This window comes from Kribbella sp. NPDC002412, assembly GCF_053592935.1.
The window spans coordinates 213,177-228,378 of the sequence record NZ_JBSFBL010000005.1 but is presented as its reverse complement, the minus strand read 5'-3'; the positions used below and the strand labels follow the sequence as shown (position 1 = coordinate 228,378).

The following is a 15,202-nucleotide window of genomic DNA, read 5'->3' as shown; positions in this document are numbered from 1 at the left end:
GGTGGATCCGGAGGTGGTCCGGCAGCTGCTGGCCCGGCGGCGGAACGACGGGCCGCTGTCGGCGCTGACGCCGCGGGAGCTGGAGGTGCTCGCGCTGATGGCGGAAGGGCGGGTGAACGCGTCGATCGCCGAGCAGCTGGTGGTCAGCGAGGCCGCCGTACGCAAGCACGTCGGGAACATCTTCGCGAAGCTGCAGCTGGACGACGGCTTGGATCGCCGGGTGTCGGCCGTGCTCACGTACTTGCGTGGCTGAGAGAGGATCGACGTATGGACAGTGACACCCAGGACATCCGGAAGATCCTCGCTGACTGCCAGACGTGGGCCGTGGTCGGGTTGTCGAACAACACCAGCCGGGCGGCGTACGGCGTGGCGCGGTTCCTGCAGGGGCATGGCAAGCGGATCGTGCCGGTGCATCCGTCGGCGGAGACCGTGCACGGCGAGCAGGGGTACGCGACGCTGGCCGAGATTCCGTTCCCGGTGGACTGCGTGGACGTGTTCGTGCGCTCCGAGCTGGCCGGCGACATCGCGGACCAGGCGGTGGGAATCAACGCGCGGGCGGTGTGGTTCCAGCTGGATGTAGTGGATCCGGACGCCTACGCGCGTACGACGGCCGCCGGGCTGACCATGGTGATGAACCGCTGCCCGGCGATCGAGTGGGGGCGGCTGGGTCCAAGTCACTGACGCAAGCCACTGACGAAGGGCCCAGATGATCACGATCGACACCTCCACCGGCTTCGGCAAGCGGATCGCGCGGCAGCTGGACGACGAACGAGTGGTGTGGTTGACGACCGTCGGCAAGTCCGGGACACCGGCGCCGAACCCGGTCTGGTTCCTCTGGCACGACGGGCAGCTGCTGATCGCCAGCCAGCCGGACAAGGCCAAGCTGCACAACGTCGCCGCGAACCCGCGGGTGGCGCTGAACTTCAACGCCACCCACACCGGCGGCGACGTCGGGGTGATCTCCGGCACGGCGGTCGTCGACGACGCCCCGATCTCCGGTGACGAGCTGGCCGCCTACAACAGCAAGTACGCCGACGACATCGCCGGCCTGGGGATGACCAACGACCAGTTCCACGCCGACTACTCGGTCATCATCCGGATCACGCCGGAGAAACTGCGCGGTTTCTAGGCCGCGGCCTCAGCCGAGGTAGCCCTCGACGGTGCCGGCGGGCCGGGCCTTGGCGTCGTCGGGGTTCTCGCCGAACTCGCGCTTGGCGCGGCGTTGCCGGAGCAGGTCCCAGCACTGGTCGAGCTCGACCTCGAGCGCCCGCAGCCGGGCCTGCTCGTCCTCGTCGTTGACCTGCCCGGCGGCGTGCCGGGTGCGCAGCTCGTGCTCCTCGGCGACCAGCTCGTCGATCCGGCTGAAGAGGCTCTTGTCATCGGTCATGAGGAAACGGTACGCCCGTCCGGAAGGGCGGAGCGGGCCAGGAGCTCGGTGATGGTCAGGATGGCCAGCGCCTCGGCGGCGATCAAGCCGATCAGGACGACCAGCTGAAGGGCGGCCGCCTCCGTGGGCGAGGCGCCGCCCAGGACCATGCCGACGAACGCTCCGGGCAGCGAGACGAGCCCGACCGTGCGCGTCTGGTCGAGCGCCGGCAGCAGAGCGTCACCGGCGACCGGGCCGACGACGAGCTTGAACGCGTCCGGCGCCAGCAGGCCGATCGACAGTCCGGCCTCGAACTCGCCGAACCGGGTGCCGTACTCGTTCAGCACCCGGCGCCCGGCCAGCGTGGTCGCGGTCATCGTGCCGCCGATGATGATGCCGCCCATCGGCAGGATCGTGGCCGGGTTCCGCGGCACCACCCCGGGCAGGATGAGCAGCAGCAGTACGGCGAACGCGCCGCAGCCGATCGCCGTCGCGCAGTACATCCACTGCCGCGGGATCACCGCCGTCGAGTGGATCCGCCGGGTGCTGGTGAACGTGGCGACCACGAACATCACCAGCACGAACGCGATCGCACCGAGCGTGTGCTGCAGCGCGACACCGACCACCAGACCGACCGCGGTCAGCTGCAGAACAGCGCGCACCGCCGCAGTCACGATGCCCTTGTCGTGCCGCAACCCCGCGTACCGGGACGCGCCGACCCCGAGCGCGATCAGCAACGGCAGAACAACAACCGCGGTCCACCCCAGCCCGGTATCGAACGACATCAACCTTCCTTGAAGTCGGTCTCGTCGTACGCGTGCTGGCCCGGCTCGTTGCTGGCGACCTTGGCTGCCTCGTCCGCGCGGAGCTCGACGCGGCGGATCTTGCCCGAGATCGTCTTGGGCAGCTCCGCGAACTCGATCCGCCGGATCCGCTTGTACGGCGCCAGGTGCTCGCGGCAGAACGCCAGGATCTCGCCGGCCAGCTCGCGGGACGGCTGGTGGCCGGCGGACAGGACGACGTACGCCTTGGGGACCGCGAGCCGGACCGGGTCGGGTGACGGTACGACGGCCGCCTCGGCGACTGCCGGATGCTCGATCAGCACCGACTCCAGCTCGAACGGCGAGATGCGGTAGTCGCTGGCCTTGAAGACGTCGTCGGAGCGGCCGACGTAGGTGATGTAGCCGTGCTCGTCCCGGCTCGCCACGTCGCCGGTGTGGTAGTGCCCGCCGCGCATCACCTCGGCGGTCAGCTCGGGCGCGTCGCGGTAGCCGCGCATCAGCGGGACCGGCGCGGGCGCGAGCTCGATGCAGATCTCGCCGTCGGCGCCGATCTCGTCGGTGGACGGGTCGATCAGGGCGATCGTGTACCCGGGCAGCGGGCGGCCCATCGAGCCGAGCTTCACCGGCTGGCCGGGCGGGTTGCCGATCTGCGCGGTCGTCTCGGTCTGCCCGTACCCGTCCCGGATCGTGATGCCCCAGGCGTTGCGGACCTGCTCGATCACCTCGGGGTTGAGCGGCTCACCGGCCGAGATGCACTCGCGGATCCGGACCTCCACCGCGGACAGGTCGGCCTGGATCAGCATCCGCCAGACCGTCGGCGGTGCGCAGAACGTGGTCACGCCGTACGTCTGCAGGACCTGCAGCATCTTCTCGGCGTCGAAGCGCGTGTAGTTGTAGAGGAAGACGGTCGCGCCCGCGTTCCAGGGGGCGAAGACGTTGCTCCACGAGTGCTTCGCCCAGCCGGGGGAGGAGACGTTGAGGTGGACGTCGCCCGGCTGCAGGCCGATCCAGTACATCGTCGACAGGTGGCCGACCGGGTAGCTGACCTGGGTGTGCTCGACCAGCTTCGGCTGGCTCGTCGTACCGGAGGTGAAGTAGAGCAGCAGCGAGTCGTTGGCGGCGGTGTCCACCTCGGGCAGCGGGCCGTCGTACTGCGCCGAGTCGTCGTAGTGCAGCCAGCCGTCCACGGGGTCACCGACGGCGACCCGGAGGCAGTGGTCCGCGATCCCGGCGTACCGGCCGGTGTCGGCGCTGCTGGTGACCACGGCCCGGACGCCGCCGCGCTGGATCCGGTCCGCGAGGTCGGCGTCGGTGAGGAGCGTGGTCGCGGGGATCATCACCGCGCCGGCCCGGATGCAGCCGAGCATGGTCTCCCACAGCGGCACGGTGTTGCCGAGCACGATCAGGACCCGGTCGCCCGGGTGCAGCCCGGCCTCGGTGAGCCAGCCGGCGACCTGGCGGGCCCGCTCGGCCATCTCGCCGTACGTCCGGGAGTTGACCTCGCCGTCCTCCTCGACGATCGTCAGCGCCGCGACCTCGGGCTGCTCGACCGCGAGGGCGTCGAACCAGTCCCGGGCCCAGTTGAACCGGTCGAACGCCGGCCAGCTGAAGTCCCGGTACGCGGTCTCGTAGTCCTCGCGGTGTGCCACCAGGAAGTCCCGGGCTGTCCGGAACTCCCGCGTGACGTCCTGCGTGCTGCGCTCCGTAGCCATGTCCCGCACATTACCCACCGAGCGCGAGCACCGAGCCCGCCACGACGAGCGGTGTCAGGATCAGGCCGCGCCAGAGGAACGACCACCAGGAGATGTCGACCCGGGCGGCGTCACAGCGGTCGCGCCACAGCAGGGTCGCGAGCGATCCCCAGAGGGTGAGCAGGCAGCCGCAGTTGACGCCGATCAGCAGCGCCATCATGCGGTGCGGGCTGCCGGCGGCGACCGGCTCCATCGCCAGGTACGCGGGCAGGTTGTCGGCCAGGTTCGCGCCGAGTGCGGCGGTGGCGCTCAGCCGCAGCTCGGACGTGGTGCCGGCGACCCGGCTCAGCACCTCCTGGAGTCCGTGCGCGCTGAGGAACCCGACCACGGTGAACAGCACGACTACCGTCGCCACCAGCTTGATCGGCAGCAACGACCACCGCAGCGCGTTGCGCCGCCGGACCGCGAACAACCCGACCAGCGCCAGAGCGCCCACAGTGGCCGGCCAAGCGACCTCGACACCGGAGACGAACGCGGGTCCGAGGAGCACGCAGACACCCGTCGCTCCCCAGAACAGCACCTTGTCGTCCACGTGCGGCGTCCGCGGTACGACGTACGTCCGCCCCAGGTCCCGGTGGAACAGAACAGCCAGGACGGCGACCGTGATCAGGATCGCAGCGAATGCGGGCCGCCAACTGACCGTGAGGTAGTCGTGCAGGTGCTCGAACTGGTGCAGCGCGAGCAGGTTGGTCAGGTTCGAGACCGGGAGCAGCAGGGACGCGGTGCCGGCCAGCCAGACGGTGGTGAACGCGAACAGCTTCGGCGGGATGTCCAGCTGACGGGCCATCGAGAGGACGACAGGTGTCAGCAGCACCGCGCAGGTGTCCAGCGAGAGCACGATGGTCAGCCCGGTGGCGAGCACGACCACCAGCAGCCAGAGCCGCCACACCCGGCCACGGGCGAGGTGCGCGGCCTCACGGGCGGCGACGTCGAAAACTTTCGCCTGGTCGGCCAGTTCGGCAATGACGGTCACTGCGACGAGGAAGACCAGCACGGGCGCAATCCGTGCGACCAAATTCATGACCTCCGCGATGACTGGTTGAGTAGGCTGGCCGGGTGACGCCGCCGGACCAGTATGACCCTCAGCCGCCCGCCGGATATCCGGCGGAGTTCGAGGCGGACGTCGTACTGCGCGACGGCGCCACCGCGCACCTGCGGCCGATCACGCCGGACGACGCCGACCTGCTGGTCGCCTTCTACGCCCGGGTGTCCGACAGCTCGAAGTACTACCGCTTCTTCGCCCCGTACCCGCAACTGTCCGACCGCGACGTGGCGAGGTTCACCCAGGTCGACTACCACGACCGGCTGGCGCTGATCGTCACCGTCGGCAGCGAGATGATCGGCGTCGGGCGCTACGAGCGGACCGGCCGCCGGACCGCGGAGGTCGCGTTCCTGATCGAGGACGCGCACCAGGGCCGCGGCCTCGGCCAACTGCTGCTCGAGCACCTCGCCCAGGCCGCCCGGGAGAACGGGATCACCCAGTTCGTCGCCGAGGTGCTGCCGGACAACCGCAAGATGATCACCGTCTTCACCGAGGCCGGCTACAAGGTCGCGCGTGAGTTCGAGGACGGCGTGATCATGGTCGAGTTCGACATCGCGCCGACCGACACCTCGTTCGGCGTGATGCAGGCCCGCGAGCAACGCTCCGAGGCGCTGTCGATCGCGCGGCTGCTGACCCCGTCGGCGGTCGCGGTGATCGGTGCCAGCCGCCGGGAGGGCACGATCGGCAACGCGCTGCTGCGCAACCTGCGCGACGGCGGGTTCACCGGTCGCCTGTACGCCGTGAACACCGACACCGACGCGGACGAGATCGAGGGGGTCCCGGCGTACCCGACGATCCGGGACGTGGACGACACGATCGACCTGGCCGTGGTCGCCGTACGGGCCGAGATGGTCGCCGACGTGGTGCTGGACTGCGCGAACAAGGGGGTGCGCGGGCTGGTCGTGGTGTCGAGCGGGTTCGCCGAGATCGGGGACGAAGGGCGGAAGCGGCAGCGGTACCTGGCCGGCCTGGCCCGGTCGTACGGGATGCGGGTGATCGGGCCGAACGCGCTCGGGCTGATCAACACCGCGCCCGGGGTGTCGCTGAACGCGACGCTGTCACCGCTGATGCCGAGCCGGGGCCGGGTGGCGTTCTTCTGCCAGTCCGGCGCGCTCGGGGTGCCGATCCTGGCCGACATGGTCCGCCGGGGCCTGGGCCTGTCCAGCTTCGTCTCGGCGGGCAACCGGGCCGATGTCTCGGGCAACGACCTGATGCAGTTCTGGTACTCCGACGACGCGACCGAGGTCGTGCTGCTGTACCTGGAGTCGCTCGGCAACCCGCGGAAGTTCAGCCGGGTGTCGCGCCGGCTGGCCCGGCGCAAGCCGGTGGTCGCGCTGAAGTCGGGCCGGACCACCCAGGGGGTGCCGCTCGGGCAGATGGTCCGGCGCAGCCAGTTGCCGGCCGCAACCGTCGAGTCGATGTTCCGGCAGAGCGGGCTGATCGGCGTCGACACCACCGGTGAGCTGTTCGACGTCGCCCAGCTGCTCGCGCACCAGCCGCTGCCGAAGGGACGCCGGGTCGCGATCGTCAGCAACTCCGACGCGCTGACGCTGCTCGCGCTGGACACGATGGCCGGCTGCGGCCTGGACGTCGCGGGCGAGCCCCGCAACCTGAGCGCCGACGCGACCGCGGAGGACTTCGGGGCCGCGTTGTCGGAGGTGTTCGCCGACGACCGGGTGCACTCGGTCGTGGTCATCTACACGCCGCCGGTCCAGTCCAACGGCGCCGAGGTCGCGCAGGTGCTGGCCGCGGCCGCCGCAGGGTCGGACAAGCCGGTCGTGTCGACCTTCCTCGCGTCACGCAGTGTGCCGGCGGAGCTCCGGGTGCCGGACGGCGACGGCGGCGTGGCACGGGGTTCGATCCCGTCGTTCCTGAACCCGCAGTACGCCGTGGGTGCGCTGGCCAAGGCGACGCGGTACGCCGAGTGGCGACAGCGGTCCGACAGCACGATCCCGGATCTGCCGGACGTGGACACCAGAGCCGCGGAGGACTTCGTCGCGGAGTACCTGCAACGGCATCCGCACGGCGCCGACCTGGACGACGCGGACCGGCAGATGCTGCTGAGTTTCTACGGCATCTCGGTGCTGCCGGCGTTCCCGGTGCAGAGCGCCGACGAGGCCGTCGAGCGGGCCGCCGACCTGGGCTTCGAGGTGATCCTGAAGGCCACCGCCGAGCAGTGGCGGATGCGGCCGGACCTGGCCGACATCTGGCGGCACATCCACGACGATGACGACATGCGTGAGGCCTGGGACGAGATGACCCGGACCTTCGGGGTCGCGTCCGATCCGGGGCGCGCGCAGTTCGTCGTACAGAAGATGGCGCCGCCCGGGGTGCCGGTGGTGATCTCGGCGCTGGAGGACGTATCGTTCGGCCCGGTCGTGTCGTTCGGCCTGTCCGGGGTCGCGACCGACCTGCTGGGCGACCGCTCGTACCGGATGCCGCCGCTCACCACTCGCGACGCCGCCGAGATGGTCCGCGAGGTCCGGGCGGCGCCACTGCTCTACGGCTACCGCGGCACCGACCCGGTCGACATCTCCGCGATCGAGAACCTGCTGCACCGCGTCTCCCGGCTGACCCTGGACCTGGAGGAGGTCGTCAAGCTCGACCTCCGCTCGGTCCTGGTCGGGGCCGAGGGCGCGACAGTTCTCGACACCACGATCCGGATCGCCCCGAACGAGAAGCCCCGTCAGGACACCCCGGCCCGGCGCCTCACCTGACGTAGATGCTGTCCGCGCGGCTCAGCAGGCCGGCGTCGACCAGTTCGCGGCGCAGGGCCGCGTGGTCGGGGTGCCAGCGGTTGAGGATCTCGTTGACCTCGGACTCGGGGTAGCTGCGCCCCGGCTCGAAGCTCGCGGCGAGGTACTCCAGGACGACCCGGAACTTCGCCGGAATCGTCGGGAAGTGCGTCAGCTTGCCGTCCCGGATGAACGACTTGAGCACCGCGTCGCGATCAGGGTCCGGGTCGAGCGGGACCCGCTCCGGCCGGTTCTCCCGCACCGCATCCTTGAACGCGTCCTCGTCCGCCCGCAACGCACCGTCGCCGTCGGCGACCAGCCCGCCCTTCACCAACCGCTGCAAGGCCTTGTGTACGACGGGCGCAGCCAGCCCGGTGCTTCCGGCAACCTGCTCCGGAGTCGTGGCCCCGAGGACGACCGCAGAGTACGTCCGCAACCGCGAAGGCTCAGCCAGCAACCCACACAGCACCTCAGCATTCATACCTCCCACGCTAACCACTGCTGCAATCGCATTTCGGCGGGATGCTAGACAGTGCTCATGACGATGACACCGGGTCCGCACAACGCGATCACCGATGTGCCGGGGGTATTGGTCGGGCAGGTGGAGCGGGTGGATGCGCCGTACCTGACCGGGACGACGGTTGTGCACGTGCCGGCTGGAGCGGTGGGCGGGGTGGATGTTCGTGGGGGTGCGCCGGGGACGCGGGAGACGGATCTGCTGGAGCCGGTGAATGCGAACCCGGGTGCGAACGCGGTCGTGCTGAGCGGCGGCAGTGCGTACGGCCTGGACACCGCCGGGAGTGTGATGCGGTGGCTCGAGGAGCGCGGGCAAGGCGTGCGGGTGGGTCCGGGGGAGCGGGACGTCGTGCCGATCGTGCCGACCGCGGTGATCTTCGACCTCGGTCGCGGTGGTGACTTCACGGCGCGGCCCGAGCCGTCGTGGGGCGCCGACGCGATCGCCGCCGCCACCGGCGGACCTGTTGCGCTCGGCAACCATGGGGCCGGCGCGGGGGCCCAGGCGCGATCGCTCAAGGGCGGCGTCGGCTCGGCCAGCGTCCGGCTCGACGACGGGACGACGGTCGGCGCGCTGGTGATCGTGAACGCGGCCGGCTCGACCGTCGACGAGCAGGGCCGGCTGTACGGCGCGCGCTTCGGTCTCGGCGACGAGTTCGCGTTCTTGCGCACCCCCACCGAGCAGCCGGCGCTCGTCGTACCCGGCCGCAACCTGATCCCCGGCCCCGGGACCAACACCGTGATCGCCGTGGTCGCGACCGACGTACCGCTGGACAAGCCGGCCGCGAAACGGATGGCGATGATCGCGCACGACGGGCTGGCCCGGGCGATCGACCCGATCCACACCCTGGTCGACGGCGACAGCATCTTCGCGCTCTCGACCCGCGTCCCCGAGGACGACCGGCCCCGGCTCGGCGTCACCGACCCGACCGCGCTCGGCCAACTCGAGACCGTCTACGCGGCCGGTGCGCGAACCCTGTCCCGCGCGGTCGTCCACGCGATGCTCAACGCCGCGACCGTCGAGACCCCGGCCGGCGCCATCCCGAGCTACCGCGACGCCTACCCGTCAGCCTTCCGGACCGCCTGACGTACGACTCCAGTACGACGCGCACCCGACGAACGACTCCGGAAGGCGACGGCAAGACCGGTCTGCGGGCCGACGATCCGGCGGCCGACGCGCGGAAAGCTCAGCAGCATGAGCTTTCAGAGTCCCCAGCAGGTCGTCCTCAGCGGTCACGGCCTGGTCAAGTACTACGGCGACGTCGTCGGTCTTGCCGGTGTCGACGTGGCCGTCCACTCCGGTGAAGCCCTCGCCGTTATGGGTCCCAGCGGCAACGGCAAGACCACGCTCCTGCACGTCCTGGCCGGCATCCTCACCCCGGACCAGGGCGAGGTCTGGCTGGCCGGTGAGCGGGTCGACAAGCTGAACGACGCCGCCCGCACCGTCCTGCGCCGCCGCCGGCTCGGTTTCGTCTTCCAGGACAACCAACTGCTCGCCGAGCTGCCCGCCGACGAGAACGTCGCGCTGCCCTTGATGGTCGACGGTGTCAGTCGCCGGGACGCCATCGGTCGCGCCCGCATGATGCTCGCCCAAGTCGGCCTGTCCGCCGAAGCAGGTCGCCGGCCCGGCGAGCTGTCGGGCGGCCAGGCCCAGCGGGTCGCGATCGCCCGGGCCCTGGTCGGCGAGCCGCAGGCCGTGTTCGCCGACGAGCCCACCGGCGCACTCGACGCCGCCACCGGCGCTCAAGTCATCGACCTGCTCGTCGGCGCCGCCACCCATCGCGGTGCCGCGGTGGTCGTCGTCACCCACGACAACGCCGTCGCCGCTCGCTGCCACCGAGTGCTGACGATCGTCGACGGTCGAGTCAGCGAGTCACTGGGAGCCGGCCGATGAACCCGATGACCGATTTCGGCCTGCGGTTCGTCCGCCGGCCCGGTCCGGGTGGCCGGGCGGCCAACCTGGCCGCGCTCGGCGCCACCGCCGTCGTGGCGCTGCTGGTCACCTTCCTGATCGCCGGGTCGCTCGGCCTGGTGCATCGCTCGGACCGGATCGGCTGGCGCAGCGGCGACAAGGCCGACCCCGCCACCGCGATCGGCGCGATCAACCAGGAGGACGACCTGAAGGTCGACGGCCTGCACCTGCTCCGCGTCGACCTCGCGACCCTGCGACCGAACGAGCTGCCGGCACCGCCCGGCCTCGACCACACCCCGAAGCCGGGGGAGGTCTTCGTGTCGCCCGAGCTCGCCAAGCACTGGTCGAGCATCAGCAAGGAGTACGGCGACGAGCAGCCGACCGGAGTGATCAGCGACAAGGGCCTGTCGTCGCCGGAGGAGCTGGTGCTCATCCGCGGGGTCGCGCCCAGTGCCATCGGAGAGCACCCGCAGTACGTCGCCAGCTGGCACGAGGACGTGATGGACAGCCGGATGGTCGGACTGCTGATGGCCGTTGCCCTGGGCATCACCCTGGTGCTGTTCCCGATCCTCAGCCTCGTCGGGCAAGCGGCCGGAGTAGCAGCCAAGCGTCGCGAGCACCGCCTGGCCGGACTGCGGCTCGCAGGTGCCACCAGAACGCAGGTGTTGTGGCTGAGCGCGGTCGAACAGGCAGTGCTCGGCCTGGCCGGCGCAGTCGTCGGTCTCGTCGGTTACACAGTCCTGACGCCACTGATCGCACGCATCCCGCTCGGTGGCGGCAGATGGTTCCTCTCCGACATCACGGTCAACTGGTGGACCGTGCTCATCGTGCTTGCCGCCGTCCCCGTGCTCTCGGTGATCAGTGCACTCATCGGCTTAGGACGCGTCAGCATCACGCCGCTCGGTGTCGTCCGAGGCCAGACCCGGAAGGCAACCAGTGCGCTCCGACTGGTGTTCCTTATCATCGGACCGGTTGTGCTGGCGTACTACGGCATGCAGACCGGCCTGCTTCCGGTACTGATCGGAGTCGGCCTGGCTGCGCTCGCCGTACGGGTCATCGGACCGTGGGCTGTGCAAGTGATCGGGAGGATCCTGGCGAACCTGGCCAACGGCCCGGTCACGCTGCTGGCCGGCCGGCGGTTGGTCGACGACCCGAAGGGTGCGTTCCGCCCGGTGGCCGCGCTGGTGCTGAGCGGGTTCGTCACCGGCTTCATGTCGGTGTTCATGCCGCCCGGCGACGACGACCCGACGTACCAGGACCTCCGCATCGGAGTGGTGTTGTTGCTGGGCCTGGTGTTCCTGACCGTGGCCGCCTCGACCGCGGCCGGAGCAGTCGGTACGGCGCTGGACCAGGCGGCGCCCGCCCGTGCGCTACGGCGGTCCGGCGTGCCGCTGTCCGTGATCGAGCGGTCGGCTCGGCTGGCGGCCGTCGTACCGGTGGTCGGTGTCGGGCTGCCGGTGGTCGGGTTCGGCGCGCTGTGCGGGCTGGTACTGAGCGGCGGAAAGGTCATCACCGAGGGGAATTCGGGCCTGCTGGTGCTGATCGGGCAGGTGCTGGCCGGGCTGGCGCTGGTCGCGGTCGCCGGAGCGGCCGGGGCGCCGGTGCTGCGGAAGGCAAGTGCGAACTGATCGCGGTTGTCCACAAGGCGAAATCGCTCTTGCACCGGATCGTGCAAGGATGAGGGCATGCGTGACCTGAATGCGCCGCAACTCGCGGATGTCTCTTCCGCCCTGCGCGAGGCGATCGACCGGTGCGGCTACTACCCGGACGTCGTGACGGACTCGCTCGCGGTCGCGATCGCGGGCGAGCCGATCACCTCGTTCGTGCTGCAGCACGAGCCGACCTTCGACCGTGACGAGGTCCGGCGGCACATCACCATCCTGGCGCTGACCCCGACCCGGCTGATCGTCGGGCACACCGACGAGCACGCCGCCGACGAGCTGATCCGCGCGCCGTACGCGTCGACCTCCACCGAGGCGATCCCGCTGCAGCGGGTGAACGCGGTGGTGGTCAACCGCGTGGTGCCGAACCCGGCCGGCTACGCCTCGGGCAAGGCCGACCCGGCGGTGGCCGGTGGTGGTGAAGTGGTGCTGACGATCGGCTGGGGGATGGTGAACCGCATCGACCTCGAGCCGGCGGTCTGCGCCGACCCGAACTGCGAGGCCGACCACGGCTACACCGGATCGGTCGCGGCCGACGACATCTCGTTGCGGATCAGCGCGGCTGCGGACGGTCCGGCCGGGATCCAGCAGGTGCTCGACTTCGCGCAGGCGCTGTCGTTCGCCACCAGCCGGTAGTGCCATGCTGACGCCGGTGAGCCCGCAGTACGGCGGTGGGGCGCTCGCCGATGTGCTGCCCTCGGTGGCCGGCGCGTTGTCGGTCCCCAACGAGCAGAACGTGCTAGGTCTCCCGCCTGCTTCGCGGTACGCCGTTCTCCTGCTCGACGGACTGGGGTGGCACCTGCTGCAGCGGCATGCGGACGTCGCGCCGTACCTGGCGTCGTTGCTGCCGACAGGTCGCAGCCTGACCGCCGGGGTGCCGTCGACGACCGCGGTCAGCCTGACCAGCCTCGGGACCGGCCTGCCGCCGGGTGCGCACGGGATCGTCGGCTACACGTCGATCGTGCCGGAGTCCGGTGCGCTGCTGAACGCCCTGTCTTGGGATGCGCCGGTGGACCCGCGGAGGTGGCAGCCGCACAGGACCGTGTTCGAGCGGATCGCGGCGTCCGGTGTCGCGACCCGCAACGTGAGCAAGGCACGTTTCGACACGTCCGGGCTGACGGCTGCGGCGTTCCGGGGGAGTGCGCACCGCGGCGCGGACACCGTGGAGGACCGGCTGGACGCGACACGCTTCGCCAGCCGGGAGGGCAAGTCGTCGCTGGTGTACGTGTACGACTCGCAGCTGGACTACACGGGTCACAACCAGGGCTGCAACTCCTGGCAGTGGCGCAAGGAGTTGGCCGCCGCGGACCTGTTCGCTTCGCAGGTGCGCTCGGCTTTGCCGCGAGACGCCGTACTGGTCGTCGTCGCGGACCACGGGATGGTCGACGTCGCGCCGGAGCACCGGGTCGACCTCGACGCCGAGCCCGACCTGACCGACGGGCTCCGGCTCGTCGGCGGTGAGTCGCGCTTCCGGCACTTGTACTGCGTGGACGGCGCCGAAGCCGACGTGTTGGCGACGTACCGGGAGCGGCTCGGTGAGAAGGCGCTCGTGCTCAGCCGCCAGGAGGCTGTCGAGCTCGGATGGTTCGGTGGCGTCGAGGATCGCGTCGCGCCCCGGCTTGGCGACGTAGTGGTCGCCTCTCTCGGGCCGGTCGCGCTGGTCGCGAGTCGGCGCTACCCGCAGGAGGCCGGGCTGATCGGCCTGCACGGGTCGCTGACCGACGACGAGATGGCGATCCCGCTGCTGGTCGACCCCGGTGTCTAGAAGCTCCAGACGTTCCAGAAGAAGTTGGTCTGGGCGGTCTTCGCCTCGCCGTCGCGCGCGATGACGGTCACCTTGTAGCGCCCGGAGCCGGGGGTGAGGACGCCGGTGATCCAGCCGCGCTCGGGGTCGATCTCCAGACCCGGCGGCAGCCCGGTCGCCGAGTAGCTGATCTCGCCCGACCCGCCGGAGCCCTTCATCAGCAGCGGAATCGCCGGCAGGCCGCCGACGCCGAGCTGATCGCCCGGCTTGGTGATCGAGATGGCGCCGTTCGGCTGCGCGGCCGCGGCGCCGACCGCCTCGGCCGCGTCGACCATGCCCTCGCCGTAGTACGAGTTGTTCGCCTGGGTTCCGATGCACTCACCGGCGGCGCCGGGCGGGCAGGCCAGGTCGTTCGCCTGCTGGGCGAGCTGGCCGCGGACCTGCGCCGGCGTCGCCTTGGGGTTCAGGCTGCGGAGCAACGCGGCGACACCGGCGACGTGCGGCGAGGCCATCGAGGTGCCGCTCATCGACTGGTAGCCTCCGCCCGGGACGGTCGAGTAGACGTTCTCACCGGGGGCGGCGACGTTGATCTTGTTCTCGCCGAAGTTGGAGAACCGCGACTTCGCGCCGCTGCCGTCGACGGAGGCGACCACGACCATGTTCGGCAGCTCGGTCGGCAGGCTCAAACAGTCGTTCGTCACCGTCCGCAGGGCCGGCGTCGAGTCGTTCGGGCTGGAGTCGTCGTCGGACTTGTCGGCCAGGTTGTAGTCCTCGTTGCCGGCCGCGGCCACGTTCACCACGCCCTTGGAGTCGGAGTAGGCGACCGAGCGCCGTACTGCCTCCGCGATGGCGTCCTGGTCCTGGTCCGACGGGCACAGGAACAGCCACGGGTCGGTGTAGTAGCTGTTGTTGGTGACCGACACGCCCTTGTCGGCGGCGAACATGAACGCGCAGACAGTGTTCTCCGGGAAGAACAGCTGGCTGTCGGCCTCGGCGACCCGGATCGACGAGAACTTGACCCCAGGCGCGACTCCGATCATGCCGGCGCCGTTGCGCGCCGCCGCGATCGTGCCGGCCACGTGCGTCCCGTGCTCGCCGACCGGCCGCCAGGCGCCGGGCCGGGTGTCGGCCTTGCCGTAGGCGCAGGAGGCGGACTTGGTGGCGTCGAAGTTCGCCTTCAGGTCCGGGTGCTGGTCGTCCACGCCGGTGTCCAGCACCCCGACGGTGATGGTCTTGGCGCCCGGGTTCTTGTCCCAGGCCCGGTCGGCGCCGATCTGGGCCATGTCCGGCCGGTCGGTCTCCGGCGTGCTGCTCGGGGCCTCGGGGACCTGCGCCGGGATGGCCGGGGCGCCGATGTCGGCGGGCAGGTCCGACGTCCGGGTGGCGCCGGCCTTCTGGACGCCCTCGACGCCGCGCATCTTGCCGGCGAAGTCGGCCGCGTTCGAGTGCGCCACGACCACCCCGATCGCGTCGTACGACGCGTACACCGTGCCGCCGTTCGAGGTGATCGCTGCGGTGACCTTGGCGGTCTGCTTCGGCTCGGTGATGACGAAGTACGCCCGCAGCCCCGCCTCGCTGCGTTCCGGCACGGCGGCCGCCGGCAGAGTGGCGGACGCGGTCGTCAGGCAGGCCGCGAGGAGCAGGAGCAGAGCTTTGCGCACGATCCATTCAAACCGGACGGAGGCTCAGAACCCAA

15 protein-coding genes are annotated in these 15,202 nt (G+C 70.6%); 9 read left to right on the top strand and 6 right to left on the bottom strand.

The features are described from left to right. The 3 genes from ACWCOV_RS06505 to ACWCOV_RS06495 all read left to right on the top strand — a co-directional run. Positions 1 to 253, top strand: a 253-nt coding sequence (locus tag ACWCOV_RS06505; RefSeq protein WP_449828202.1) for a response regulator transcription factor, incomplete at its 5' end; no start/stop codon positions are given. A 14-nt stretch (positions 254 to 267) separates the two neighbouring features. Continuing rightward, the gene (locus ACWCOV_RS06500) at positions 268 to 681 is read left to right on the top strand and encodes a CoA-binding protein (RefSeq protein ID WP_449828201.1); all 414 of its coding nucleotides are present in this window, start codon (positions 268 to 270) and stop codon (positions 679 to 681) included. A gap of 25 nt (positions 682 to 706) precedes the next feature. Continuing rightward, a complete protein-coding gene (locus ACWCOV_RS06495; RefSeq protein WP_449828200.1) occupies positions 707 to 1,129 on the top strand; it encodes a TIGR03667 family PPOX class F420-dependent oxidoreductase in 423 nt (140 codons plus the stop codon). A gap of 9 nt (positions 1,130 to 1,138) precedes the next feature. Here ACWCOV_RS06495 and ACWCOV_RS06490 read toward each other — a convergent pair whose 3' ends face one another. Genes ACWCOV_RS06490 through ACWCOV_RS06475 form a run of 4 tightly spaced genes read right to left on the bottom strand, consistent with a single transcriptional unit; the run spans position 1,139 to position 4,920 of the window. Then, on the bottom strand, positions 1,139 to 1,387 hold the full coding sequence (locus ACWCOV_RS06490) for a DUF2630 family protein (RefSeq protein WP_449828199.1): 249 nt from the start codon (positions 1,385 to 1,387) through the stop codon (positions 1,139 to 1,141). After that, positions 1,384 to 2,151 (bottom strand): ABC transporter permease, encoded by a 768-nt coding sequence (locus ACWCOV_RS06485; protein ID WP_449828198.1) that lies wholly within the window; start codon positions 2,149 to 2,151, stop codon positions 1,384 to 1,386. Before ACWCOV_RS06485 ends, ACWCOV_RS06490 begins: the two co-directional genes overlap by 4 nt. Further along, complete coding sequence (locus ACWCOV_RS06480) at positions 2,151 to 3,860, bottom strand: AMP-binding protein (RefSeq protein WP_449828197.1); 1,710 nt, start codon at positions 3,858 to 3,860, stop codon at positions 2,151 to 2,153. Before ACWCOV_RS06480 ends, ACWCOV_RS06485 begins: the two co-directional genes overlap by 1 nt. A 10-nt stretch (positions 3,861 to 3,870) precedes the next feature. Further along, positions 3,871 to 4,920: an SLC13 family permease gene (locus ACWCOV_RS06475; protein ID WP_449828196.1), complete on the bottom strand. Its 1,050-nt coding sequence runs from the start codon at positions 4,918 to 4,920 to the stop codon at positions 3,871 to 3,873. A 35-nt stretch (positions 4,921 to 4,955) separates the two neighbouring features. On the opposite strand from ACWCOV_RS06475, the gene ACWCOV_RS06470 reads away from it, so the two are divergent. Continuing rightward, positions 4,956 to 7,658 (top strand): bifunctional acetate--CoA ligase family protein/GNAT family N-acetyltransferase, encoded by a 2,703-nt coding sequence (locus ACWCOV_RS06470; RefSeq protein WP_449828195.1) that lies wholly within the window; start codon positions 4,956 to 4,958, stop codon positions 7,656 to 7,658. Here the strand turns inward: ACWCOV_RS06470 and ACWCOV_RS06465 are convergent. Then, positions 7,651 to 8,157 carry a DUF2087 domain-containing protein gene (locus tag ACWCOV_RS06465; protein WP_449828194.1) on the bottom strand — a complete coding sequence of 169 codons (507 nt, stop codon included), beginning with the start codon at positions 8,155 to 8,157 and terminating at the stop codon, positions 7,651 to 7,653. The genes ACWCOV_RS06470 and ACWCOV_RS06465 overlap by 8 nt on opposite strands. A 57-nt stretch (positions 8,158 to 8,214) precedes the next feature. Between ACWCOV_RS06465 and ACWCOV_RS06460 the strand changes: the two genes are divergently transcribed. The 5 genes from ACWCOV_RS06460 to ACWCOV_RS06440 all read left to right on the top strand — a co-directional run bounded on the left by ACWCOV_RS06460 (position 8,215) and on the right by ACWCOV_RS06440 (position 13,527). Further along, entirely contained in the window at positions 8,215 to 9,276 is a 1,062-nt protein-coding gene (locus ACWCOV_RS06460) for a P1 family peptidase (RefSeq protein ID WP_449828193.1), read from the top strand. Between the two features lie 108 nt (positions 9,277 to 9,384). After that, a complete protein-coding gene (locus tag ACWCOV_RS06455) occupies positions 9,385 to 10,083 on the top strand; it encodes an ABC transporter ATP-binding protein (RefSeq protein WP_449828192.1) in 699 nt (232 codons plus the stop codon). Next, entirely contained in the window at positions 10,080 to 11,729 is a 1,650-nt protein-coding gene (locus ACWCOV_RS06450; protein ID WP_449828191.1) for an FtsX-like permease family protein, read from the top strand. Before ACWCOV_RS06455 ends, ACWCOV_RS06450 begins: the two co-directional genes overlap by 4 nt. A 57-nt stretch (positions 11,730 to 11,786) precedes the next feature. Next, positions 11,787 to 12,398, top strand: coding sequence for a DUF5998 family protein (locus ACWCOV_RS06445; protein ID WP_449828190.1), 612 nt, complete (start codon positions 11,787 to 11,789; stop codon positions 12,396 to 12,398). Positions 12,399 to 12,402: 4 nt separating this feature from the next. Continuing rightward, on the top strand, positions 12,403 to 13,527 hold the full coding sequence (locus tag ACWCOV_RS06440; RefSeq protein ID WP_449828189.1) for an alkaline phosphatase family protein: 1,125 nt from the start codon (positions 12,403 to 12,405) through the stop codon (positions 13,525 to 13,527). Here ACWCOV_RS06440 and ACWCOV_RS06435 read toward each other — a convergent pair. Next, positions 13,524 to 15,167 carry a S8 family peptidase gene (locus ACWCOV_RS06435; protein WP_449828188.1) on the bottom strand — a complete coding sequence of 548 codons (1,644 nt, stop codon included), beginning with the start codon at positions 15,165 to 15,167 and terminating at the stop codon, positions 13,524 to 13,526. The two genes, ACWCOV_RS06440 and ACWCOV_RS06435, sit on opposite strands and share 4 nt — an antisense overlap. Positions 15,168 to 15,202 lie beyond the last annotated feature (35 nt).

Excerpts from the sequence above, each read along its gene's own strand:
- ACWCOV_RS06500 (WP_449828201.1), top strand. The coding sequence starts at position 268 with ATGGACAGTGACACCCAGGACATCCGGAAGATCCTCGCTGACTGCCAG.
- ACWCOV_RS06495 (WP_449828200.1), top strand. The coding sequence starts at position 707 with ATGATCACGATCGACACCTCCACCGGCTTCGGCAAGCGGATCGCGCGG.
- ACWCOV_RS06490 (WP_449828199.1), bottom strand. The coding sequence starts at position 1,387 with ATGACCGATGACAAGAGCCTCTTCAGCCGGATCGACGAGCTGGTCGCC.
- ACWCOV_RS06485 (WP_449828198.1), bottom strand. The coding sequence starts at position 2,151 with ATGTCGTTCGATACCGGGCTGGGGTGGACCGCGGTTGTTGTTCTGCCG.
- ACWCOV_RS06480 (WP_449828197.1), bottom strand. The coding sequence starts at position 3,860 with ATGGCTACGGAGCGCAGCACGCAGGACGTCACGCGGGAGTTCCGGACA.
- ACWCOV_RS06475 (WP_449828196.1), bottom strand. The coding sequence starts at position 4,920 with ATGAATTTGGTCGCACGGATTGCGCCCGTGCTGGTCTTCCTCGTCGCA.
- ACWCOV_RS06465 (WP_449828194.1), bottom strand. The coding sequence starts at position 8,157 with ATGAATGCTGAGGTGCTGTGTGGGTTGCTGGCTGAGCCTTCGCGGTTG.
- ACWCOV_RS06460 (WP_449828193.1), top strand. The coding sequence starts at position 8,215 with ATGACGATGACACCGGGTCCGCACAACGCGATCACCGATGTGCCGGGG.
- ACWCOV_RS06455 (WP_449828192.1), top strand. The coding sequence starts at position 9,385 with ATGAGCTTTCAGAGTCCCCAGCAGGTCGTCCTCAGCGGTCACGGCCTG.
- ACWCOV_RS06450 (WP_449828191.1), top strand. The coding sequence starts at position 10,080 with ATGAACCCGATGACCGATTTCGGCCTGCGGTTCGTCCGCCGGCCCGGT.
- ACWCOV_RS06445 (WP_449828190.1), top strand. The coding sequence starts at position 11,787 with ATGCGTGACCTGAATGCGCCGCAACTCGCGGATGTCTCTTCCGCCCTG.
- ACWCOV_RS06440 (WP_449828189.1), top strand. The coding sequence starts at position 12,403 with ATGCTGACGCCGGTGAGCCCGCAGTACGGCGGTGGGGCGCTCGCCGAT.